The sequence below is a fragment of the Lysinibacillus sp. NPDC093712 genome (genome assembly GCF_050280025.1).
Taxonomy (GTDB): domain Bacteria; phylum Bacillota; class Bacilli; order Bacillales_A; family Planococcaceae; genus Lysinibacillus.
Genome location: NZ_JBNNUU010000003.1, coordinates 127,077 through 148,242, shown reverse-complemented (window position 1 = coordinate 148,242; position 21,166 = coordinate 127,077). Strand labels below are relative to the sequence as shown.

Annotated in this window: 19 protein-coding genes; all 19 read left to right on the top strand. The window is 37.3% G+C overall.

Annotation, left to right across the window (positions count from 1 at the left end; genetic code table 11):
* The first annotated feature begins 160 nt into the window (after positions 1-160).
* Positions 161-889: a GntR family transcriptional regulator gene (locus tag ACQKNX_RS13385; RefSeq protein WP_427429311.1), complete on the top strand. Its 729-nt coding sequence runs from the start codon at positions 161-163 to the stop codon at positions 887-889.
* Between the two features lie 53 nt (positions 890-942).
* Positions 943-2,025: a BMP family lipoprotein gene (locus ACQKNX_RS13380; protein ID WP_427429310.1), complete on the top strand. Its 1,083-nt coding sequence runs from the start codon at positions 943-945 to the stop codon at positions 2,023-2,025.
* A 405-nt stretch (positions 2,026-2,430) separates the two neighbouring features.
* Positions 2,431-3,978, top strand: coding sequence for an ABC transporter ATP-binding protein (locus tag ACQKNX_RS13375; RefSeq protein WP_427429309.1), 1,548 nt, complete (start codon positions 2,431-2,433; stop codon positions 3,976-3,978).
* A complete protein-coding gene (locus ACQKNX_RS13370; RefSeq protein WP_340825769.1) occupies positions 3,978-5,024 on the top strand; it encodes an ABC transporter permease in 1,047 nt (348 codons plus the stop codon). Before ACQKNX_RS13375 ends, ACQKNX_RS13370 begins: the two co-directional genes overlap by 1 nt.
* A gap of 1 nt (position 5,025) precedes the next feature.
* Entirely contained in the window at positions 5,026-5,985 is a 960-nt protein-coding gene (locus ACQKNX_RS13365) for an ABC transporter permease (RefSeq protein ID WP_427429308.1), read from the top strand.
* Positions 5,986-6,217: 232 nt separating this feature from the next.
* On the top strand, positions 6,218-7,489 hold the full coding sequence (yfmF, locus tag ACQKNX_RS13360; protein WP_427429307.1) for an EF-P 5-aminopentanol modification-associated protein YfmF: 1,272 nt from the start codon (positions 6,218-6,220) through the stop codon (positions 7,487-7,489).
* Positions 7,486-8,784 (top strand): EF-P 5-aminopentanol modification-associated protein YfmH, encoded by a 1,299-nt coding sequence (yfmH, locus tag ACQKNX_RS13355; RefSeq protein ID WP_427429306.1) that lies wholly within the window; start codon positions 7,486-7,488, stop codon positions 8,782-8,784. Before yfmF ends, yfmH begins: the two co-directional genes overlap by 4 nt.
* Entirely contained in the window at positions 8,784-9,512 is a 729-nt protein-coding gene (gene ymfI, locus ACQKNX_RS13350) for an elongation factor P 5-aminopentanone reductase (protein WP_427429305.1), read from the top strand. Before yfmH ends, ymfI begins: the two co-directional genes overlap by 1 nt.
* Before the next feature lie 45 nt (positions 9,513-9,557).
* Positions 9,558-9,815, top strand: coding sequence for a DUF3243 domain-containing protein (locus ACQKNX_RS13345; protein WP_173477695.1), 258 nt, complete (start codon positions 9,558-9,560; stop codon positions 9,813-9,815).
* A 225-nt stretch (positions 9,816-10,040) separates the two neighbouring features.
* Positions 10,041-10,829: a DUF3388 domain-containing protein gene (locus ACQKNX_RS13340; protein ID WP_427429304.1), complete on the top strand. Its 789-nt coding sequence runs from the start codon at positions 10,041-10,043 to the stop codon at positions 10,827-10,829.
* Between the two features lie 16 nt (positions 10,830-10,845).
* Complete coding sequence (locus tag ACQKNX_RS13335) at positions 10,846-11,766, top strand: helix-turn-helix domain-containing protein (RefSeq protein ID WP_427429303.1); 921 nt, start codon at positions 10,846-10,848, stop codon at positions 11,764-11,766.
* 48 nt (positions 11,767-11,814) lie between these two features.
* Positions 11,815-12,393: a CDP-diacylglycerol--glycerol-3-phosphate 3-phosphatidyltransferase gene (gene pgsA, locus ACQKNX_RS13330; protein ID WP_427429302.1), complete on the top strand. Its 579-nt coding sequence runs from the start codon at positions 11,815-11,817 to the stop codon at positions 12,391-12,393.
* Between the two features lie 17 nt (positions 12,394-12,410).
* Positions 12,411-13,670 carry a competence/damage-inducible protein A gene (locus ACQKNX_RS13325; RefSeq protein ID WP_427429301.1) on the top strand — a complete coding sequence of 420 codons (1,260 nt, stop codon included), beginning with the start codon at positions 12,411-12,413 and terminating at the stop codon, positions 13,668-13,670.
* Between the two features lie 250 nt (positions 13,671-13,920).
* Positions 13,921-14,985: a recombinase RecA gene (gene recA / locus ACQKNX_RS13320; protein ID WP_427429300.1), complete on the top strand. Its 1,065-nt coding sequence runs from the start codon at positions 13,921-13,923 to the stop codon at positions 14,983-14,985.
* Between the two features lie 746 nt (positions 14,986-15,731).
* Positions 15,732-17,291, top strand: coding sequence for a ribonuclease Y (gene rny / locus ACQKNX_RS13315; protein ID WP_340825755.1), 1,560 nt, complete (start codon positions 15,732-15,734; stop codon positions 17,289-17,291).
* 379 nt (positions 17,292-17,670) lie between these two features.
* Entirely contained in the window at positions 17,671-18,366 is a 696-nt protein-coding gene (locus tag ACQKNX_RS13310) for a YveK family protein (protein ID WP_427429299.1), read from the top strand.
* Between the two features lie 73 nt (positions 18,367-18,439).
* Positions 18,440-19,102 carry a CpsD/CapB family tyrosine-protein kinase gene (locus ACQKNX_RS13305; RefSeq protein WP_427429667.1) on the top strand — a complete coding sequence of 221 codons (663 nt, stop codon included), beginning with the start codon at positions 18,440-18,442 and terminating at the stop codon, positions 19,100-19,102.
* Positions 19,103-19,142: 40 nt separating this feature from the next.
* Positions 19,143-19,898 carry a tyrosine-protein phosphatase gene (locus ACQKNX_RS13300; RefSeq protein WP_427429666.1) on the top strand — a complete coding sequence of 252 codons (756 nt, stop codon included), beginning with the start codon at positions 19,143-19,145 and terminating at the stop codon, positions 19,896-19,898.
* Positions 19,899-19,990: 92 nt separating this feature from the next.
* Positions 19,991-21,109 carry a glycosyltransferase family 4 protein gene (locus ACQKNX_RS13295; RefSeq protein ID WP_427429298.1) on the top strand — a complete coding sequence of 373 codons (1,119 nt, stop codon included), beginning with the start codon at positions 19,991-19,993 and terminating at the stop codon, positions 21,107-21,109.
* Positions 21,110-21,166: the final 57 nt, after the last annotated feature.

Below are 21,166 nucleotides of genomic sequence, written 5' to 3'. Positions count from 1 at the left end.
TATGTCCAAATGTTTGCGACAAAAAGAAGGAAAAAATGATTTCTATAATTGATTTTGCTTAAAATAGTTTATTTCATTCTGCAAAAATGTTATATTTATGAACGATTAGTAGGAATGTTGTACATCAGATGTCTGATCTCTGATTTTGGTGGTGATTTATGTGACTATAAAAGCAGATCATCGTCATCTCTATCTTCAAGTAATTGATCGTTTAAAGTCTGACATTGAGACGGGCGTTTTTAAAGAAAATGAAAAACTTCCTTCAGAGTTTGAATTATCGAAATCACTAGGGGTAAGTCGAGCAACACTTAGGGAAGCGCTTCGACTGTTGGAAGAGGAAAATGTGATTGTGCGTCGACATGGGGTTGGCACTTTTGTAAATCCTAAGCCGTTGTTTACTTCAGGCATCGAGCATTTATCCAGTATTTCTTCTATGATCGAAACAGCAGGTATGGAACCAGGGTCTCGTTTTTTAAAGGCAACGGAGAATATCCCTTCTGATGAAGATTTAAAACGCTTCCAATGTGATGGCGAAGATAAAATACTCACGATTGAACGCGTCAGAACAGCAGATAGTGAGCCAGTAGTTTATTGTATAGACAAATTACCAGCAAGCTTCCTGCCTACTGACTTTGTTGACAAAAAAGAAGTTTCACTTTTCTCTGCACTTGAGCAATCGGGTAAAATTCATGTTGCTTATGCTGTAACTTATATTGATCCAGTAGGCTATCATGAACAAGCATCACCGATACTAAATTGTGGTCGTGAAACTGCTCTTTTAGTATTGAAACAGCTCCATTATGATGATAATGATCAAGTAGTGCTGTATTCAAAAAATTATTTCCGAGCTGATAAATTCAGCTTCCATGTAGTACGTAAACGGGTGTAGAACATTTCTAATTTATTTTCCTGCTAATTACAATACCTCGGGGGGTTAACAAAATGAAAAAACGTAAATTTGGTTTAGTATTATCTTCAGTTTTAGCTGCAAGTGCAATTCTAGGTGCATGTGGTGCGAAGGACGAAGAAAAACCTGCAAAAGACAATGCTGCATCAGGAGACAAAAGCACTGAGGAAACTTTCTCAGTAGCAATGGTTACTGACGTAGGTGGCGTTGACGACAAATCATTTAACCAATCTGCATGGGAAGGTGTTCAAGCTTACGGTAAAGAACACAGCCTATCAAAAGGTGATGGCGGTTTCGACTACTTACAATCAGCATCTGACGCTGACTATGAAACAAACTTAAACAACTTAATCCGTCGTGACTTTAACTTAGTATTCGGTATTGGTTTCATGATGGCTGATGCTGTTGAAGCAGTTGCAGCTGACAATTCAGATAACAACTTTGCATTAATCGATGCTGAAGTAAAAGCTGATAACGTTGTAAATGTCCTTTTCAAAGAGCAAGAAGGCGCATTTTTAGCGGGTGTAGCTGCTGCTAAAATGTCTAAATCAGGTAAAATCGGATTTGTAGGTGGCGTAGATATTCCAGTTATCAATCGTTTTGAAGCTGGATTCGTTGAAGGTGCTAAAGCTGTTAACCCTGATATCGAAATTCAACGCAACTATACTGGTGCATTTGACAAAGCGGATCTTGGTAAAATCGCTGCAAACAGCATGTACTCTTCAGGCGTAGATATTATTTTCCACGCTGCTGGTGCAACTGGTAATGGTGTATTCTCTGAAGCGAAAGAACGTAAAGCAAAAGATCCTAATGCGAACGTATGGGTAATCGGTGTAGATGCTGACCAATACGATGAAGGTAAAGTAGATGATAAAACAAACATTACTTTAACTTCTATGTTAAAAGGTGTTAACGAAGCAGTAGTAGATATTTCAAACAAAGCGAAAAATGGTGAATTCCCAGGTGGTACAACAGTTGTCTACGGTCTAGCTGAAGACGGCGTTAAACTTGCTGACTCTCGTGGTGCAATTCCAGCAGACGTACAAGCTGTTATTGACGAATATAAAGAAAAAATTTCTAGCGGTGAAATCGTAGTTCCAGAAAAAGTGGAAAAATAATTCATCTCTTTATCATCATAAGGGCTTTACAATTGCCCTTATGATGATTTTTCAATCTATCGTTATATTTTGACTATTCGTAATACTCTGTTTGGATATATTTTATTTTTATATTATTTTTCATATTGAAATAAGATTATTATATTATCGTAAACTTAAGATAATGATGGTACCAAGTTAATAGAAGAAAGGTTTCTAACGATGACCTTTCCTGTATTAATTTATTTTTCTGTTAGAAAATGCCTTACCTTTAGGTGAGGTTCAATACAGGTGTTTTTTTATTTAAAGAAATTGCAACGCTTTTGAATAAAGTTAAACCTTAGGCTGTATTGCAATAGAGGCAGGTAGAAATACACTAGAGTACAATTGTTTTAGAGAAAATTGCCTAATAAGGGAGTGACAATATTGGAATACGTGATTGAAATGCTTGGAATCCGCAAAGAATTTGGTGATTTCGTAGCAAATAATAACATCACCCTCCAACTAAAAAAAGGCGAAATCCATGCACTACTAGGAGAAAATGGTGCCGGTAAATCGACTTTGATGAACGTCCTTTTTGGTCTGTATCAGCCAGAAGGTGGAGAAATTCGTGTTCGTGGGAAAGCTGTTAAAATTACAAACCCGAACGTTGCCAATGATTTGGGGATTGGCATGGTGCATCAACATTTTATGTTGGTGGAAAACTTTACAGTGACAGAAAACATTATATTAGGTTCTGAACCTACTAAGATGGGCGTAGTCAATATTAAAGACGCAGCGAAAAAGGTGCAAGCGCTTTCTGAGAAATATGGTCTAGATGTAGATCCTAATGAAAAAATCGAAGACATTACAGTTGGTATGCAGCAACGTGTCGAAATTTTAAAAACACTTTATCGCGGTGCAGAAATACTAATTTTCGATGAACCGACTGCTTCTTTAACGCCTCAAGAAATCACTGAACTGATTCAAATTATGCGTCGATTAATCGCTGAAGGTAAATCGATTATATTAATTACCCATAAGCTTAAAGAGATTATGGATGTTTCCGACCGAGTAACAATTATTCGTAAAGGTGAAGGAATTGGCACGGTTGTAACGACTGAGACAAACCCTAACCATTTAGCTGAATTAATGGTTGGTCGTCAAGTAGAGTTTAAAACAGAAAAAATTGATGGAAACCCAACGGATGAAGTACTTTCAATTGAGAATTTAGTCGTAACTGACTATCGTAATATCAATAAAGTAAAAGGTCTTAACCTCAATGTACGTAAGGGTGAAATTGTTGGTATCGCTGGGATCGATGGCAATGGACAATCTGAGTTAATCGAGGCAATTACAGGCTTGCGTAAAGTAAAAAGCGGAACAGTGAAGTTTAACGGCAAAGATGTTACGAACATGAAACCTCGTAAAATTACTGAAGAGGGCGTTGGACATATCCCGCAAGATCGTCACAAACATGGTTTAGTACTAGACTTCCCTATCGGTCATAATATTGCACTCCAAACATATTACCAATCGCCAATTGCAAAAGGCATTGTAATGGATTATAAAAAAGTATCAGAAAAAGCGAAGCAAATTATTAAAGAATACGATGTACGTACAGGTAATGGCGAAATGACGCCTGCACGCGCTTTATCAGGTGGTAACCAGCAAAAGGCGATTATTGGTCGTGAAATTGACCGAAATCCGGACTTATTAATTGCGGCACTACCGACACGTGGACTTGACGTAGGGGCAATTGAATTTATTCACTCTCGACTTATAGAGCAACGTGATAAAGGAAAAGCCGTATTATTAATTTCTTTTGAATTAGATGAAGTAATGAATGTTTCAGACCGTATCGCTGTTATTTATGATGGTCAGATAGTGGATGAGTTAAATCCAAAAGAAACAACAGAGCAAGAGCTTGGTCTATTAATGGCGGGACAAAGTAAAAAAAATAGCACAAATATAGCGAAGGAGGGGAACGACTAATGTCAAATCGTGTCATTAATATACTCGTTCCTATCATCTCTATTATTATCGGTTTAATTGTAGGTGCTATCGTAATGGTAGTCAGTGGCTATGATCCAATACAAGGTTATAGTGCTCTTTGGACAGGTATTTTTGGAGATTCATATTCAATAGGGAACACAATTCGTCAAATCACACCTTATATCTTGGCGGGTCTAGCGGTAGCATTTGCCTTCCGTACAGGTTTATTCAACATCGGTGTTGAAGGTCAGTTAATTTTAGGTTGGCTAGCAGCAGCATGGGTAGGTTATGCTTTTGAACTACCAAAAATCATTCACTTACCATTAGCATTGCTAGCAGCAGCAGTAGCTGGTGCATTTTGGGCCTTTATTGCAGGTTTCTTAAAAGCGAAATTTAAAGTCCATGAAGTAATTGCGACAATTATGTTAAACTATACAGCACTTTATATTGCGAACGCTGTTATTAAAAAATTGTCAGATGGCAGCTTTAAAACAGAACGTGTTCTTGAATCGGCTTCATTACGTTCTCCGTTTTTAAGAGAGCTTACAGACAATTCAAGTCTTCACTATGGGATCCTAATTGCACTTCTTATGGTAGTTGTAATGTGGTTTATTTTAGAAAAAACAACACGTGGTTATGAGTTAAAAGCAGTTGGCTTTAATCATAATGCAGCAGAATATGCTGGTATGAGTGTCAATAAAAATGTCATTTTAGCAATGACAATTTCAGGTATGTTTGCAGGGCTTGGTGGTGCGATGGAGGCGCTTGGTACATTCCAAAACGCATCGATTAAAGCAGGATTTACAGGTATTGGTTTTGACGGTATTGCCGTTGCTTTACTTGGTGCCAATACACCACTTGGCGTTGTATTCGGGGCTTCGTTATTCGGCTCGTTAAAATACGGTGCGCTTAACATGCCAAATGCTGCAGGGATTCCTGAGGAAATCGTGTCTATCATTATTGCCTTAATTATCTTCTTTGTAGCATCAGGTTACGTTATTCGAGTAGGTTTACAAAAGTTAAGTAAGAAAAAGGAGGGACAATAACATGACCTTTTTAGAAATGTTATATTTCATCATCCCTTCTGCAATCCTATATGCGACACCATTAATTTTCACTGCAATCGGTGGTGTATTCTCTGAGCGTTCAGGTGTTGTTAACATCGGGCTAGAAGGTTTAATGATTGTCGGCGCATTTGTTGGTATTTTTGTCAATTTAGAGTTTGCATCAACATTGGGTTCCGCAACAGTATGGGTGGCAATGCTTGCAGCTGTTATAGTAGGGGGGATTTTCTCCTTACTACACGCGGTAGCATCTATCACATTCCGTGCCGATCAAACGGTATCAGGGGTAGCTATCAACTTACTTGGTTTAGCGGTCACTGTATTCTTAGTGAAATTGATTTATGATAAAGGTCAAACAGATATGATTGACCAACCAATACGTCGTTTTGCTATTCCATACTTACAGGATATTCCGTTCTTTGGACGTTTATTATTCCATGATGTATATAGTACATCGATTTTAGCCTTTGCTGTGGCAATAGGTGCTTGGTTTATTATTTATAAAACACCATTTGGATTACGCTTACGTGCAGTAGGGGAACATCCAATGGCTGCAGATACAATGGGTGTGAAAGTTAATAAAATGCGTTATATTGCCGTTGTTATTTCAGGAGCACTAGGTGGTCTTGGTGGTGCGGTTTATGCACAAACAATTACACATGACTTTTCACACGCTACGATTGCTGGACAAGGTTTCATGTCACTTGCAGCGATGATCTTTGGGAAATGGCATCCAATCGGTGCACTTGGAGCAGCATTGTTCTTTGGTTTAGCGCAAACATTAAGTATTGCAGGGAACCAAATTCCATATGTGCAAGAAATCCCAGCAGTGTATTTACAAATATTACCTTACGTGTTAACGATTTTTGCGTTAGCAGGATTTATTGGGAAAGCAAATGCACCAAAAGCAAGTGGTCAACCATATATTAAAGGCAAACGATAAGTCTAAGACAGTTGTTTATTCGTTGAACTACTAGACAGAGTCGAAAGAAATGAAGCGAGTAAACAAAAGACTGGGCAATCAAGCCCAGTCTTTTGCCTTATACAAATAACAATTTACAAGCTTATTTTCACTTTCCGTATACATACTTTGGATTCTTTTTGCAATTATAGACAATAGACATGTATAGTATTTGTAGTACATTGTTATATTAAGAAAGATAGGAGGGTTTCATATGTTTAAAACAATACCTTTTGCAAAAGGTGTCAATTTGCATATCCGACAAACGACCCAATTTAAAACAGTGAATTTCTCGATTAAATGGAGAAGAGCATTAACGGCCAAATGTGCGTCTGAACGTACGGTGTTAACAAATGTATTGCAACACAGCAATGCAAAATATACAACAACTGCCGCATTTCGTAGTTTTTTAGATGACCTATACGGGACAGTATTGTATTTTGATACATCGAAGCGTGGAAACGAACATACGGTATTGATGAATATGGAAACCGTAAACGATCAATATTTGGCTAATACAAGTGTCTTAAATGAAGTGCTAGGTGTAATGCATGCGGCAATTTTTGAGCCGAATTTAGAAAATGGTGTATTTAAAGAATCAATTGTAGAACGCGAAAAGAAAATGGTAATCCAACGTATTGAATCCATATTTGACGACAAATCTCGTTTTGCACAAATGCGACTGCAAGAAATATTACGTCCAAATGAGCCTGCCTCTATTTCGGCGAATGGTACAGTAGAAGACATTAAAAATATCACACCGTCATCTCTGTTGGCAGCGTACGAATCAATGCTAACGACGGACAAAGTTGATATTTATGTTGCAGGTGATATTAATGAAGATGAGCTTGTCGCAAAATTAAAAGAGGCTCTACCATTTAAGGACCGTATTCCTGAGGAAATTCCAACTGTATCGCCACAAAAACACCCACAAAATGATTATGTCCGTGAACAGCAAGAAATGAAGCAAGGTAAGCTGCATATAGGTTTTAGTACTCCTGTTCGATTTGGTGATGCTGATTTTGCAAAAATGCAGATTTTTAACGGTATTTTCGGTGGTTATCCGCATGCCAAGTTATTTATGAATGTTCGAGAAAAAGAAAGCCTGGCTTACTATGCTTCTAGCTCATATGCATCACACTATGGCTTATTATTCGTTGTGTCAGGTATTGAGGCGAAAAATGAAGAAAAGGCTCTCAATCTCATTAAAGAGCAACTTGCTGTTATGCAAGCAGGGGAAATTACTGATTTAGAATTAGAACAAACAAAGGCGATGTTAACAAATCAGTTAAAAGAATCCCTTGATTCAGCGCGTGGTCAAATCGAAATTTTTGACCAATATAAAGATTTGCCTGAGGAGTTCTCTGTTGAAGCATGGGCAAATAAATGGCGAGCTGTAACGAAAGAAGATGTAATCGAAATGGCGAAGCAAGTGCAGTTAGAAGCGGTCTATTTCTTATCAGGAAAGGAGCAAGCTGCACAATGAAAACAATTGAATTCAAACAATTAGATGAAACACTTTACTATGAAAAATTAGAAAACGGCTTAGATGTATATATCTTGCCGAAAAAAGGCTTTTCAAAAACTTTTGTCACGTTCACAACGAAGTACGGCTCAGTAGATCGTACATTTGTACCGCTTGGTGAATCGGAAAGTATTACAGTGCCAGATGGAATCGCACACTTTTTAGAGCATAAAATGTTTGAAAAAGAAGACGGAGATGTATTCCAGAAATTTAGTGAATATGGTGCTTCAGCCAATGCATTTACTTCCTTCACTCGAACTGCATATTTATTTTCATCAACAGATAATATCTATAAAAGCACCGAAACATTATTAAATTTTGTCCAAGAACCTTACTTTACAGAAGCTACTGTTAACAAGGAAAAGGGCATTATTGGCCAGGAAATTACAATGTATGATGACCAACCAGATTGGCGTCTATACTTTGGTACGATTGAAAATATGTATCATAATCACCCTGTGAAAATTGATATTGCGGGAACAATCGAATCAATTGACGGCATTACGGCTGACCATTTATACACGTGTTACAATACGTTTTATCATCCGTCTAATATGTTGTTATTTGCTATAGGTGCTGTTGATCCAGAAGAAATGATGGCGTTTATTCGCGAAAACCAAGGTAAAAAAGAGTTCCCAGAACCAACACCAATACAACGCTTTTTTGATGAAGAACCAACAGATGTTGCCATTAAAGACCGTACATTGCACATGGATGTTCAAAAGCCAAAGGTATATATAGGTTTAAAAGCGAAAGAAACGAATTTGTCTGGTCGTGAAATGTTAAAACATGAGCTATCGGTACAAATTGCTTTAGAGCTTATTTTTGGTCGAACTTCTAATTTTTATGAACGTGTGTATGATGAAGGTTTGATTGATGAATCGTACGCATTTGACTTTACTTTAGAAAATGGTTTTGGCTTTGCGTTAATTGGTTCGGATTCAACAGAACCAGATGCATTGGAAAAAGCGATTAAAGCTGAATTGGAAAAATACGAAAAAAGCGCGCAATTTGCAAGTGAAGATTTAGAGCGCATTAAGCGTAAAAAAATAGGCTTTTTCTTACGTGCATTAAATTCCATTGAATTTATCGCAAACCAATTTACGCGTTATTCGTTTAATGAGATGAATTTATTTGATGTAGTGCCTGTCTTAGAAGAATTAACAATTGAAGATTTAACGAAAGCGTTTGCTTCTATTCAAGGAGAGTCTCAGCAAACTGTGTTTAAAGTTTTACCAACAGAGAAGGGCGCCTAGTGAAAAAGTTTGCCCTTATATTAGGTGCATCGGGTGAGATCGGTCGTGCTATTTGCCACAGTTTGGCAGAGGACGGCTGGTCTCTCTATGTGCATTATTCAAACAATGAGCAAATGGCTCAAACATTATGTGAAACGCTTGTAAGCCATTATCCTGCTCAGGAATTTATGCTTGTACAAGGTGATTTTACAAAAATATCAGCGGCGCAAGCGTTAGCTTCCCAAATATTTAGTGTACAGGCAATTGTTTTTGCTAATGGTCAAGCGCATTATTCCTTGCTGGAAGACACTACTGTAGAAGATATGGATGCATTATGGCGTGTTCACGTGCAAAATCCAATGCATTTAACGGCTTTATTATCCTCAAAACTCCGTACCCATGATGTGAGCTATGTGCTTTTTATCGGCTCTATTTGGGGCGAAGCAGGTTCTGCAGGTGAGGCACTTTATGCAACGGTGAAAGGCGCACAGCATGCTTTTGTGAAGTCCTACGCTAAAGAGGCTGCATTGTCTCGCATTCGTGTGAATGCTATTGCGCCAGGCTTTATTAATACTTCGATGAATAGCCATTTAAGTGAAGAGGAATTGCAATATATTTTAGACGATATTCCTTTAGGAGCGGTCGGTCAAACAACGGATGTAGCGGAAATGGTTCGTTTCTACCTATCCGGCAAAGCAGACTATGTGACAGGACAAATAATTCGATTAAATGGTGGCTGGTACATATAATATTTCTTTTTGCACATACTACATGTGTAAAGGAGGAGGAAACATATGACCATTTTAGAAAACTGGCAAAAATGGACATCTTTTTTAGGACAAAACGTAATGCAAGCTGAATCAAGCGGTATGCCAAAGAAAATGATTCAACAGGCTGCTGTCCAAATTGGTGAGTATTTAGCGACTAATGTCGATCCTAAAAATGAACAAGAGCGAGTGCTGTCGGATTTATGGGGCGTTGCCTCTGATGATGAAAAACATGCATTGGCGAATTGTGTCGTAAAACTTGTGCAAAATAAACATGTGCAATAAAAAAGAGGAGAGCTAATCTCCTCTTTTTTCTATTAAAAAGCGATAATAGTGCGGAAAGGGGAACGTATGTAAGTCTATTTCCAATACTACCAAAAAAAATTAGTAAGAAATTAAAAATAACGCTATAATTCCATGTATTCTAACTTTCCATTACATAAAAAATCAGCTATGATGGAACTTATAAAAGATTTTTTACGTTAACTAATAGGAAGGGAACGAGTGTGTTTGAGCGATTGGTACTTTGAATATGAAATTCAGGTGAATCGCCCTGGATTATTAGGAGATATTGCTTCACTTTTAGGGATGCTTCGAGTCAATATTATATCAATTAATGGTGTCGATGAAGGTCGACGTGGTATGTTAGTGCATACAGACAATGATGAAGCAATTGAGCGTTTTCGCACAATTGTTTCGACAATGGAACATATCCACGTTACTAAATTTCGACAACCTAAACTCCGTGATCGTTTAGCTATCAGGCATGGTCATTATATTCCACGAGATGCAGACGAAAAAAATACTTTCCGCTTTGTTCGAGACGAACTAGGTATTTTAGTGGACTTTATGGCAGAGCTCTTTAAAAAAGAAGGTCATAAGCTCATTGGAATACGTGGGATGCCTCGAGTTGGTAAAACAGAATCGATTGTGGCGGCAAGTGTTTGTGCCAATAAAAAATGGATTTTCTTATCGTCTACAATGATTAAGCAAACTATTCGTAATAAGCTCGCCGGCGATGAATTCAGTGACAATAATATTTTTATATTGGACGGTATTGTTACAAGGCGATCCGAGGATGAGCGACATTTGCAACTAGTACGTGAAATGATGAATATGCCATCTATTAAAGTAGTAGAACATCCTGATATGTTTGTTCAGCATTCTGAATATAAGATTGAGGATTTTGATTATATCATTGAACTACGTCATCACCCTGATGAAGAAATTACTTATGAAATAATGGAAAAAAATCATATGATGTCCGAATCCGATTCATTTGGAGGATTTAATTTTTAATTTGATATTAAAGTAGGTGTTATTAGTGGCAGAATTAGGTACTCGACTGAAAGAGGCGAGACTGTCTAAAGGCTACAGCTTAGACGATTTACAAGAAATAACGAAAATTCAAAAACGTTATTTAGTAGGTATTGAAGAAGGCAATTATTCAATTATGCCAGGTTCGTTTTATGTACGAGCATTTATTAAACAATATGCTGAGGCTGTTGGGTTAAATCCAGAGGAAATTTTAGAGACGTATAAAAACGAATTGCCAGGCACAAAGAACGACCAAGTTAGCCAATCGATGACTCAAACTTCAACTAGAAGAAAAGTTTCAAAAAGCCCTTCAAATAAAATGATGGAGGCTATGCCAAAAGTCATTGTCGCTTTATTTATTATCGTTATTATTGTTGCAATTTGGGTCCTTTTACAATCAAAAAGCAAAACTGGAACAACTGAATATGATGATTCGACACCAGTGGTGGAGTACGATAAAAAACCAAAACCAATTGATAATGAAAAAGACAAAGCGGAAGAAGATAAAAAGGCACAAGCTGATAAAGATAAAGAGTCGACAGATGAAACAAAAGATGAAACACCAGATGAAAGTAAAACTGAAGATGTTAAGCAAGCGATTTCAGCAGGTACAATCGAAGCAGATGGGGCTACTACATCTTATACGTTAACTGGTACTGATACATTTAAAATACGTATTGAAGTTTCAGGCCCTACATTTATTGGTATTCGTGATCAACAACAACAAGAATTACTAGCAGATACGCGTGTTTATAACGCAGGTGAAGTTGTTGAGTTTGATGCAACAGCGCAAAACTATGCTCGTATTCGTTTAGGCAATTCAACTCAAGCTAAGATTTATATTAATGACGAACTTTTAACGTACGCACAGCAAATCGTAACGCAAAATATTGTCGTCAATTTCAATAAAGAACAGTAGTCATCCTAAAGATGACTACTTTCTTTCATCATGAAAGGTGTTAGAAAAATGAACATTCCAAATAAAATTACCATTTCACGTATCGTACTTATTCCGTTCTTTGTAATTGTTATGATGTTTGATTTCGGCTGGGGTACAATGAACTTATTTAGTGCAGAAATGCCAGTCCATCATTTTGTAGGAGCTCTTATTTTTATCATTGCATCGACGACGGATTGGGTAGATGGTTACTATGCGAGAAAGTATAATCTTGTAACGACGTTTGGTAAATTTTTAGATCCTTTAGCGGATAAATTACTTGTCTCTGCAGCGTTTATTTTAATGGTAGAGCTTGGTATGGCACCGGCTTGGGTGATTATTGTTATTATTAGCCGTGAATTTGCGGTAACCGGTTTACGTTTAATTCTTGCAGGTGGCGGAGAAGTCGTAGCGGCAAATCAGCTTGGTAAGATTAAAACATGGGCACAAATTGTTGCTATTGCAGCTGCTCTTTTACACAATACAATTTTTGTGATTTTCGGTATCCCATTTGATACAATAATGCTATATATTGCATTGTTCTTTACACTTTGGTCTGGATGGGATTATTTCTATCTAAATCGACGTGTATTACTTGAGTCTAAATAAGAAAGGTCTTGTGAATCATGAATGCTGAAATCCTTGCAGTTGGCTCAGAGTTATTACTTGGACAGATTTCAAATACAAATGCAAAGTTTATTTCTAATCAGCTTTCTGAGTTAGGAATTAATGTGTTTTATCATACCGTTGTTGGCGATAATTCAAAACGGTTAGAGGAAGCAATAAGCATAGCGGAATCGCGCGCTGATCTTATCATTTTTTCAGGTGGTTTAGGCCCTACAAAAGATGATTTAACGAAGGAAACAATTGCTCGTCATCTTGGACTAGATCTTGTAATCGATCAAGTTGCATTGTCATACATTGAGCAATTTTTTGCTAAACGAGGCATCTCAATGACAGAAAATAACCGTAAGCAGGCGCTTGTATTAGCAGGTAGCGAGGTGTTAGCAAATCATCATGGTATGGCACCAGGGATGATTTTGACAAAGGATAAGCGTACCTACATTTTACTTCCTGGACCACCAAAAGAACTGGAGCCGATGTTCCAATTTGAAGCGAAGCCAAAGCTTGGTACAATGCTAAATGATGGCGGAGTCATAGTGTCTCATGTAATGCGCTTTTATGGCATTGGAGAAGCAGAGTTAGAAGTGCGTGTACAAGATATTTTAGATACACAAACAAATCCGACAGTTGCCCCACTAGCTGCTGATGGAGAAGTAACTTTACGTGTAACAGCTAAGGCGCAATCAGAGCATAAAGCCCAACAGCTTATTGCTGATAAAGTGGCGGAGATTCGTGCTATTGTAGGAGACTTCCAATATGGCATAAATGATGATTCACTTGCCTCGAAAACAGTAGAAATGTTGCAAGATAATAATTTAACGATTTCTGCAGCAGAAAGCTTAACAGCAGGTTTATTTCAATCAGAGCTAGCGGAGATTCCAGGCGTAGGCAATATTCTTATAGGAGGCGTAGTGACCTATACAGAAGATGCCAAGGTAAAGCAGCTAGGTATCGACCAACAATTATTAGATACTTTTGGTATCGTCAGCAGTGAATGTGCTGCAGCAATGGCTAGTGCAGTGCGTGAGAAATTTGGTACGAATATTGGTATTGGGTTAACGGGAGCGGCTGGTCCTACTGCACATGACCATCAGCCAGTTGGAACGGTATGGATTGGAATTGCTATAGGTGACGAAGAGCCAATAACATATTTACTGCATTTATCAGGTATGCGCAATACAAATCGTTTACGTGCGGTTAAATTTACATTTCATTATTTAATGCAACAATTAGAAGAACGAGGATATATGAAACGATTTTAACTTGCTAATAGGTTCAGTAGGGTAGAACCCTAGCTGAAGCAATGCATAGGCTCGAAAAAAATGGGCGCAATTACGACTGGAGCGGAATTGCTTATAGTTGAAAATGGGAATTTGGGTAGGAAAAACTTATCCAAATTTTTATTTTTGCTTAAAATCGAATAAATGTTCGCTTTTTTCTTGCGTGTTCTCAAAAAAACAAGTATAGTAGAGATAGACAATAACAGTGAACAGTTTTGAAGGAGGAAAAATAATGAGTGATCGTAAAGCAGCCTTAGAACAGGCGTTAAAACAAATTGAAAAGAATTTCGGTAAAGGCTCAATTATGAAGCTAGGCGAAAAAACAGATTTAGAAATTGCTACATCTTCTAGTGGTTCACTAGCACTTGATGCAGCTTTAGGTATAGGTGGATACCCACGTGGACGTATTATTGAAGTATATGGTCCAGAATCATCAGGTAAAACAACAGTTGCACTACATGCCATTGCAGAAGTACAAGCAAATGGTGGACAAGCAGCATTTATTGACGCTGAGCATGCGTTAGATCCGATTTATGCTCAAAAATTAGGCGTAAATATAGATGAACTTTTATTATCACAACCAGATACTGGTGAGCAAGCGCTTGAAATTGCAGAAGCATTAGTGCGTAGTGGTGCTATTGATATTATCGTTATTGACTCTGTTGCAGCACTAGTACCGAAAGCTGAAATTGAAGGCGATATGGGTGACTCTCATGTTGGTTTACAAGCTCGTTTAATGTCTCAAGCATTACGTAAGCTTTCAGGCGCTATCAATAAATCAAAAACTATCGCTATTTTCATTAACCAAATTCGTGAAAAAATTGGTGTTATGTTCGGTAATCCAGAAACGACACCTGGTGGTCGTGCGCTTAAGTTCTACAGCTCAGTACGTTTAGAAGTTCGTCGTGCAGAAGCAATCAAACAAGGTAATGATATTATGGGTAACCGTACGAAAATTAAAATTGTGAAAAACAAAGTGGCACCACCATTCCGTACAGCTGAGGTTGATATTATGTACGGTGAAGGGATCTCAAAAGAGGGCGAAACAGTCGATTTAGGTGTAGAATTAGACATCGTTCAAAAAAGTGGATCTTGGTATGCTTATGGCGATGAGCGTCTAGGCCAAGGACGTGAAAACGCAAAACAATATTTAAAAGAAAATCCTGCTGTTTTAGAAGAAATTGCAAATAAAATTCGTTCTTCTTACGGAATTGCTGCAACACAGTATACAATTGCTGCACATGATGACGAGGAAATGGATGAAGAGCTAATGCTTCTTCTTGAAGATGAAAAATAAAAAACATTGTTCTCACTTCTAAAGGAATGAGAATGACTCTGGATGCGACAAAATGCATCAAGAAGTTCATTCTATTTGTATGTTAATAAGTTGGTTAGAGCACACGTGGGCGACTTCTGCTATAACGCATAGTACGTAAGACGAACAATCCACGCTAGCGAGGGTTGGGGCTTACAGAAGTGCTGTGCAGAAAGCGTGCACCTACAGAGGAAATCAATCAATATAGCAATTCGCTTCATTCTAAATCGTTCTTACTCATAAGAAGTAAGAACGATTTTTTTGTTTTTATTGTTAGTTTAATAGAACGTAGTGATACTGGAATTGATAGATAGCTAACGTAAATTATAGATATACTTATGAGTGAAATAGGTATAAAAATTTTGATTGGACAGCTGACAAAGAGACGATATGTTCATTTGTCAAAGAAAGTTAAAATAATTGTATTAAGATGACGGTAATTGTGGTAATAATTGTATTGTAACCTTTGTCCTGATAAAAAAATATTCATCGAAGAAGGCATTTTATCTAGCTCAAAAGTAATAGTTAATATATCCATCTAATGGATATGACTTACTTTTTTTGTTACTGATAGGCGAACAGATGCCCGTCTATCCTTGACAGAGCCTGAGGCTAGCTATACAATTAAATATGTATAATTTCTGAATTATGACTTTAAAATAGGCAGTACATTTTTTGTATGCGCCGACTGAAACTGTATTACCCAAATAGCAAGAGGAGGTGTTCATATGGATGGAATTACTATCATCTCCGCTTTGCTTGGACTCATCGTTGGTGCCGCTGTTAGCTATATCTACATGAAAAAAGTGAATGACTCAAAAATCACTGGTGCTAAACATGTCGCTGAAACAATCGTTGAAGAAGGAAAACGAGAGGCGGAGGCATTAAAGAAAGAAGCACTACTTGAAGCCAAAGATGAAACTCACAAATTTCGCACTGAAGCAGAAAATGACATTCGTGACCGTCGTTTAGAACTTCAAAAACAAGAGAACCGTTTATTGCAAAGAGAAGAGAATCTTGATCGCAAGGATGATGCTCTGAATAAGAGAGAAGCCAGCTTAGAGCGTAAGGAACAAGCTCTAGCTGAAAGACAACAGCATATTGAACAGATGGAAAGCAAAGTGGACGAGCTTGTTGCAGCGCAAAAAACAGAACTAGAGCGCATTTCTGCATTAACAAGAGATGAAGCTAAGACTATTATCTTAAGTGAAGTAGAGAAAGAGCTAGCGACTGATATTGCTGTAATGACGAAGGAATCTGAAATGCGTGTGAAAGAGGAATCTGATAAAAAGGCACGTGAAATTTTATCATTGGCACTGCAACGATTTGCTGCAGACCACGTTGCAGAAACAACAGTCTCTGTTGTGAACTTGCCAAATGATGAAATGAAAGGTCGTATTATTGGTCGAGAGGGTCGTAATATCCGTACACTCGAAACATTAACAGGAATCGATTTAATTATTGATGATACACCAGAAGCAGTAATTTTATCTGGGTTTGATCCAATTCGTCGTGAAACGGCTCGACTTGCACTTGAAAAGCTGGTACAGGATGGTCGTATTCACCCTGCTCGCATCGAAGAAATGGTTGAGAAATCTCGTCGAGAGGTGGATGAACAAATTCGTGAAACAGGGGAACAAACGACATTTGAAATCGGCATTCACAATCTACATCCAGACTTAATGAAGATTTTGGGCCGCATGAAATACCGTACAAGCTACGGGCAAAACGTCCTAAAACATTCAGTGGAGGTTGCACATTTGGCAGGTTTACTAGCTGCTGAACTTGGTGAAGATGTAGCGTTAGCTCGTCGTGCAGGCCTATTACATGATATAGGTAAAGCAATCGACCATGAAGTTGAAGGAAGCCATGTTGAAATCGGCGTGGAATTAGCTACGAAATATAAAGAACATCCTGTTGTTATTAATAGTATTGCTTCTCACCATGGTGATACAGAAGCGACATCTGTTATTGCAGTATTAGTAGCTGCAGCAGACGCATTATCTGCAGCGCGTCCAGGTGCTCGTAGTGAGACACTGGAAAACTATATTCGCAGACTAGAAAAATTAGAAGAGATTTCTGAAAGCTATGATGGTGTGGAAAAATCATATGCTATCCAAGCAGGTCGTGAAATCCGAATTATTGTTCAACCAGAAAAGATTGACGATTTAGCATCTCATCGTCTTGCACGTGATATTCGTAAGCGTATTGAAGAAGAACTAGATTATCCAGGTCATATTAAAGTAACTGTTATTCGCGAAACACGTGCAGTGGAGTATGCAAAATAATAAAATAGGAGGCTCCTCTTGATTTTAATCGAGAGGAGCCTCTTTTTATTCAGTTAGTAATACAAGATTGTATTTAAAGAATGAAAAACACTTAGATTAGATGATTGGGGCCTTATGCAAATCGTCATGATGTGAAATGAATATATCGGTTTTATTAAGAAGCGTTTCCTGAAAATTGGATTCGCTTTTTGTTTTTGAAAAGCCTCATATGAATAATAGAAAATATAAGCTTATGTAACATCTATGTCTCTTTATCGACCATGAATAAAAGGGAGATATCAATAATATAATAGGCCATAAAACTTTTTGAATAAAACTTTTTAATGTAACTAGTAGATATAAATTAGCTAGCATATGTTATGTCAAGGGGTGAAGGTCGTTGCAAGAAACTATCACATTACAAGATGTATTGAAAATAGTGCGTAAGCAATTGCTCTATATTATCAGTTTTGCGCTTTTCTTAGCATTAGTCACTGCGTTTCTAAGTTACTTTATCATAAAGCCAACCTATGAGGCGCAGACCCAGCTATTAGTAAATCAAAAAAATACCGATCAAGCTCTGTTAGGGGTACAGCAAGTCGAAACAAATCTACGCTTAATTAATACGTATAATGTTATTATTCAAAGTCCTGCTATTTTATCTAAAGTGATTAGCCAACTTAATTTAAATAGTACACCTGAAAAATTAAAGGAACAAATTACTGTATCCAACGCCAGTAATTCTCAAGTTGTCAATATTGCTGTGCGCGATAAAAAGCCTGAAATGGCAGTCGATATTGCTAATACTGTAGCAGGAGTATTTCAAGAGGAAATTCAAGTGTTAATGACAATCGACAATATTAATATTTTGTCAGTAGCAAAATTAGATGACAAGCCTGAGCCTGTAGCACCAAACAAAAATTTATATATTGTGGCGGCTGCAATGATTGGATTCATAATAAGTGCTGGCATTGCATTATTGGTAGAGTGCTTGGATACAACAGTTAAGACAGAGCAAGATATTGAAGAAACAATTGGGTTACCAATTATTGGTATTATAAGTAAAATAACTAGTGCTAGCTATAAAAACATATGATTGAATCCCGTTACATAAGGAGGGAGTAACTGTGTTTCTTCAAAAAAGAGCAAATAAAAAAAAACTAGGTAAAATGGGCAGGAAGCTTGTGACAGTCGGCAATAGTAATTCCATCGTTTCTGAGCAATTTCGTACAATACGAACAAACATTACCTTCGCAATGCCAGATCAAGAAATAAAAACAATTTTAGTAACTTCAGCGACGCCAGGTGAAGGGAAATCAACAAATGTAGCCAATTTAGGCGTTGTATTTGCACAAGAAGGGAAAAAAATATTAATTGTAGATGCTGATTTACGTAAGCCCACAATGCATTACACGTTTCGATTACAAAATATAAGGGGTCTGTCAAATTTACTGACAAGACAATATGAAATGTCAGAAGTTTTAAATAGTACAGATATTCCTAATCTTTTTGTTATGACGAGCGGACCAATTCCACCTAATCCGGCTGAGTTACTTTCTTCTAAAACAATGAATAGTGTCATGACGCAACTAATAGGAGACTTTGACATCATTATTTTTGATGCACCACCACTGTTATCGGTAACCGATGCACAAGTTTTATCTAATAAATGCCAAGGAACACTACTCATTGTGAATAGTGGTGTAGTGGAAAATGCAAGTGTACTTAAAGCGAAATTAAGTCTTGAAGCATCAAAGGCGAATATTTTAGGTGTAGTTTTAAACAATTACAAATTACCTCTCGGCGAATATTATGATCAATATTACCGATAGTGATTGGGCATAGATAGGGAAGTGAAACGTAGTGATAGATATGCACAGTCATATTTTAGTAAATGTCGATGACGGTCCCGAAACAGAAGAAGAGACATTCAGATTATTTGAACAGGCTATTATGGAAGGTATTACAGCAATTATTTCTACTTCACATGCGCTACACCCTAAACATAATGTTCATGTTCGTGTAGTACATGAACAAATTGCACAATTACAACAGGAAATTGACAGACGTAACATGCCATTAACACTTTATCCAGGACATGAGGTGAGATTGGCAGGGAATATTTTGGAGCTTTATAAGAAAAATCAGCTTCTCACATTAGCACATTCAAATTATTTGTTACTTGAGCTTCCATCGGGTTTCATTCCCACATATACACGAACTATCATTTACGACTTGTTGACAGCAGGTATAACGCCAATCATTGCTCATCCGGAACGAAATAAAGCGATAGCAGAAAATCCAAGTCGCTTAGAAAACCTCATACGTGAGGGTGCACTTGCACAAATAACTGCAGGGAGTTTAGCTGGTTTGTTTGGCAAGTCTATTCAACAGCTTTCCTTGAAATTAGTTCGATCGAACCTTGTCCATACATATGGTTCGGATGTGCATCATTTAAAAACACGCCCATTTTTATTTGAAAAAGGTCTGAGATTTTTGGAAAAGCAGAAAGAATTGAATGCGGTAGATGACTTTTTAGAAAATAATAAACGGATCATCAATAATCAGCCTTTTATCGTATACGAGCCAGAAAATAACTTCACAAAAAGACGGTGGAAGTTATTTTGAATGGAGCTGCTTATAAAAGCTGAAGAGAGCAAGTGGAACGTAAAGATGCTGGCACGATAGTAGGTATTAAACTTATAAGGGGACAGTTTGGGATGAGAGTCGTTTTTATGAGAAGTAATCCAATTTCTCCAGATCCGAGAGTTGAAAAAGAAGTGGACAGCCTTAGAAAAAATGACTGGCATGTTCAAATTTTAGCATGGGATAGAGATAGTAAATATAATGCAAAAGTGGAATTTTTGAAGCGAGCTCATACAATTAAAATTACAAGGTTTGGCATCCCTGCTACATTTGGTGGAGGATTTAAAAAAAATTTCTTTCCACTATTGCGCTTTCAGCTAAAGCTATTCCAATGGCTACTTCAAAATAAAAATACGTATGATATTATTCATGCTTGTGATTTTGATACAGCATTTGTAGGTACAGTATGTGCGAAAATACTCCGCAAAAAAGTCATTTATGATATGTTTGATTCCGTTACTGCCCCCTTTCATGGACCTGCAATAATTGGGAAAATAGTTGAAAAAATAGATATAGCACTATTAAATAGTGTCGATGCTGTCATTATTTGTACAGAAAAGCGAAGAGGGCAAATAGCTAAAGCATCACCGAAAAAAATTGAGGTCATTTATAATACGCCACTGCATGTGGATATAACATATGAATTAAATTTGAATCACGATAAAGTCAAAATTGTCTATGTCGGCATACTGGCAAATGAAAGGCTCATTAAGGAACTAGTTGCTATCGTAAAAAATAATCCACGCTACGAATTGCATATTGGTGGATTTGGCGAGTATGCAGACGAATTGGCACAAATGGCACTGCAATATGACAACATATTTTTTTACGGAAAAATCCCATATGAAAAAACATTAGCATTAGAAAAAGGTTGTGATATTATGACTGCCATTTATGATCCTGAAGTTTCCAACCATTATTACGCAGCCCCAAATAAATTTTATGAGGCACTGATGCTTGGCAAGCCATTAATTATGGTAAAAAACACAGGCATGTCTGAAGTAGTGGCAGAAAATGACCTAGGTGAGCTAATTGATTTTAATCAAGAAAGTCTACAAAAGGGTATTGAAAAGCTAATAGAGCGTAAAGAAGAATGGCCAGAAATTTCACGAAAAATGAAGTTATTATATGAGGAACAGTATAGCTGGAATGAGATGGAGAAACGCATTATTACATTATACAGCAATTTATAGCAGTAGAAGCTATTTGAAAATATTACAGTAATATTGGGTTTCTAGGGGGTCTTCGGA

Excerpts from the sequence above, each read along its gene's own strand:
- ACQKNX_RS13380 (WP_427429310.1), top strand. The coding sequence starts at position 943 with ATGAAAAAACGTAAATTTGGTTTAGTATTATCTTCAGTTTTAGCTGCA.
- ACQKNX_RS13370 (WP_340825769.1), top strand. The coding sequence starts at position 3,978 with ATGTCAAATCGTGTCATTAATATACTCGTTCCTATCATCTCTATTATT.
- ACQKNX_RS13365 (WP_427429308.1), top strand. The coding sequence starts at position 5,026 with ATGACCTTTTTAGAAATGTTATATTTCATCATCCCTTCTGCAATCCTA.
- yfmF (WP_427429307.1), top strand. The coding sequence starts at position 6,218 with ATGTTTAAAACAATACCTTTTGCAAAAGGTGTCAATTTGCATATCCGA.
- yfmH (WP_427429306.1), top strand. The coding sequence starts at position 7,486 with ATGAAAACAATTGAATTCAAACAATTAGATGAAACACTTTACTATGAA.
- ACQKNX_RS13345 (WP_173477695.1), top strand. The coding sequence starts at position 9,558 with ATGACCATTTTAGAAAACTGGCAAAAATGGACATCTTTTTTAGGACAA.
- pgsA (WP_427429302.1), top strand. The coding sequence starts at position 11,815 with ATGAACATTCCAAATAAAATTACCATTTCACGTATCGTACTTATTCCG.
- ACQKNX_RS13325 (WP_427429301.1), top strand. The coding sequence starts at position 12,411 with ATGAATGCTGAAATCCTTGCAGTTGGCTCAGAGTTATTACTTGGACAG.
- recA (WP_427429300.1), top strand. The coding sequence starts at position 13,921 with ATGAGTGATCGTAAAGCAGCCTTAGAACAGGCGTTAAAACAAATTGAA.
- rny (WP_340825755.1), top strand. The coding sequence starts at position 15,732 with ATGGATGGAATTACTATCATCTCCGCTTTGCTTGGACTCATCGTTGGT.
- ACQKNX_RS13305 (WP_427429667.1), top strand. The coding sequence starts at position 18,440 with ATGGGCAGGAAGCTTGTGACAGTCGGCAATAGTAATTCCATCGTTTCT.
- ACQKNX_RS13300 (WP_427429666.1), top strand. The coding sequence starts at position 19,143 with ATGCACAGTCATATTTTAGTAAATGTCGATGACGGTCCCGAAACAGAA.
- ACQKNX_RS13295 (WP_427429298.1), top strand. The coding sequence starts at position 19,991 with ATGAGAGTCGTTTTTATGAGAAGTAATCCAATTTCTCCAGATCCGAGA.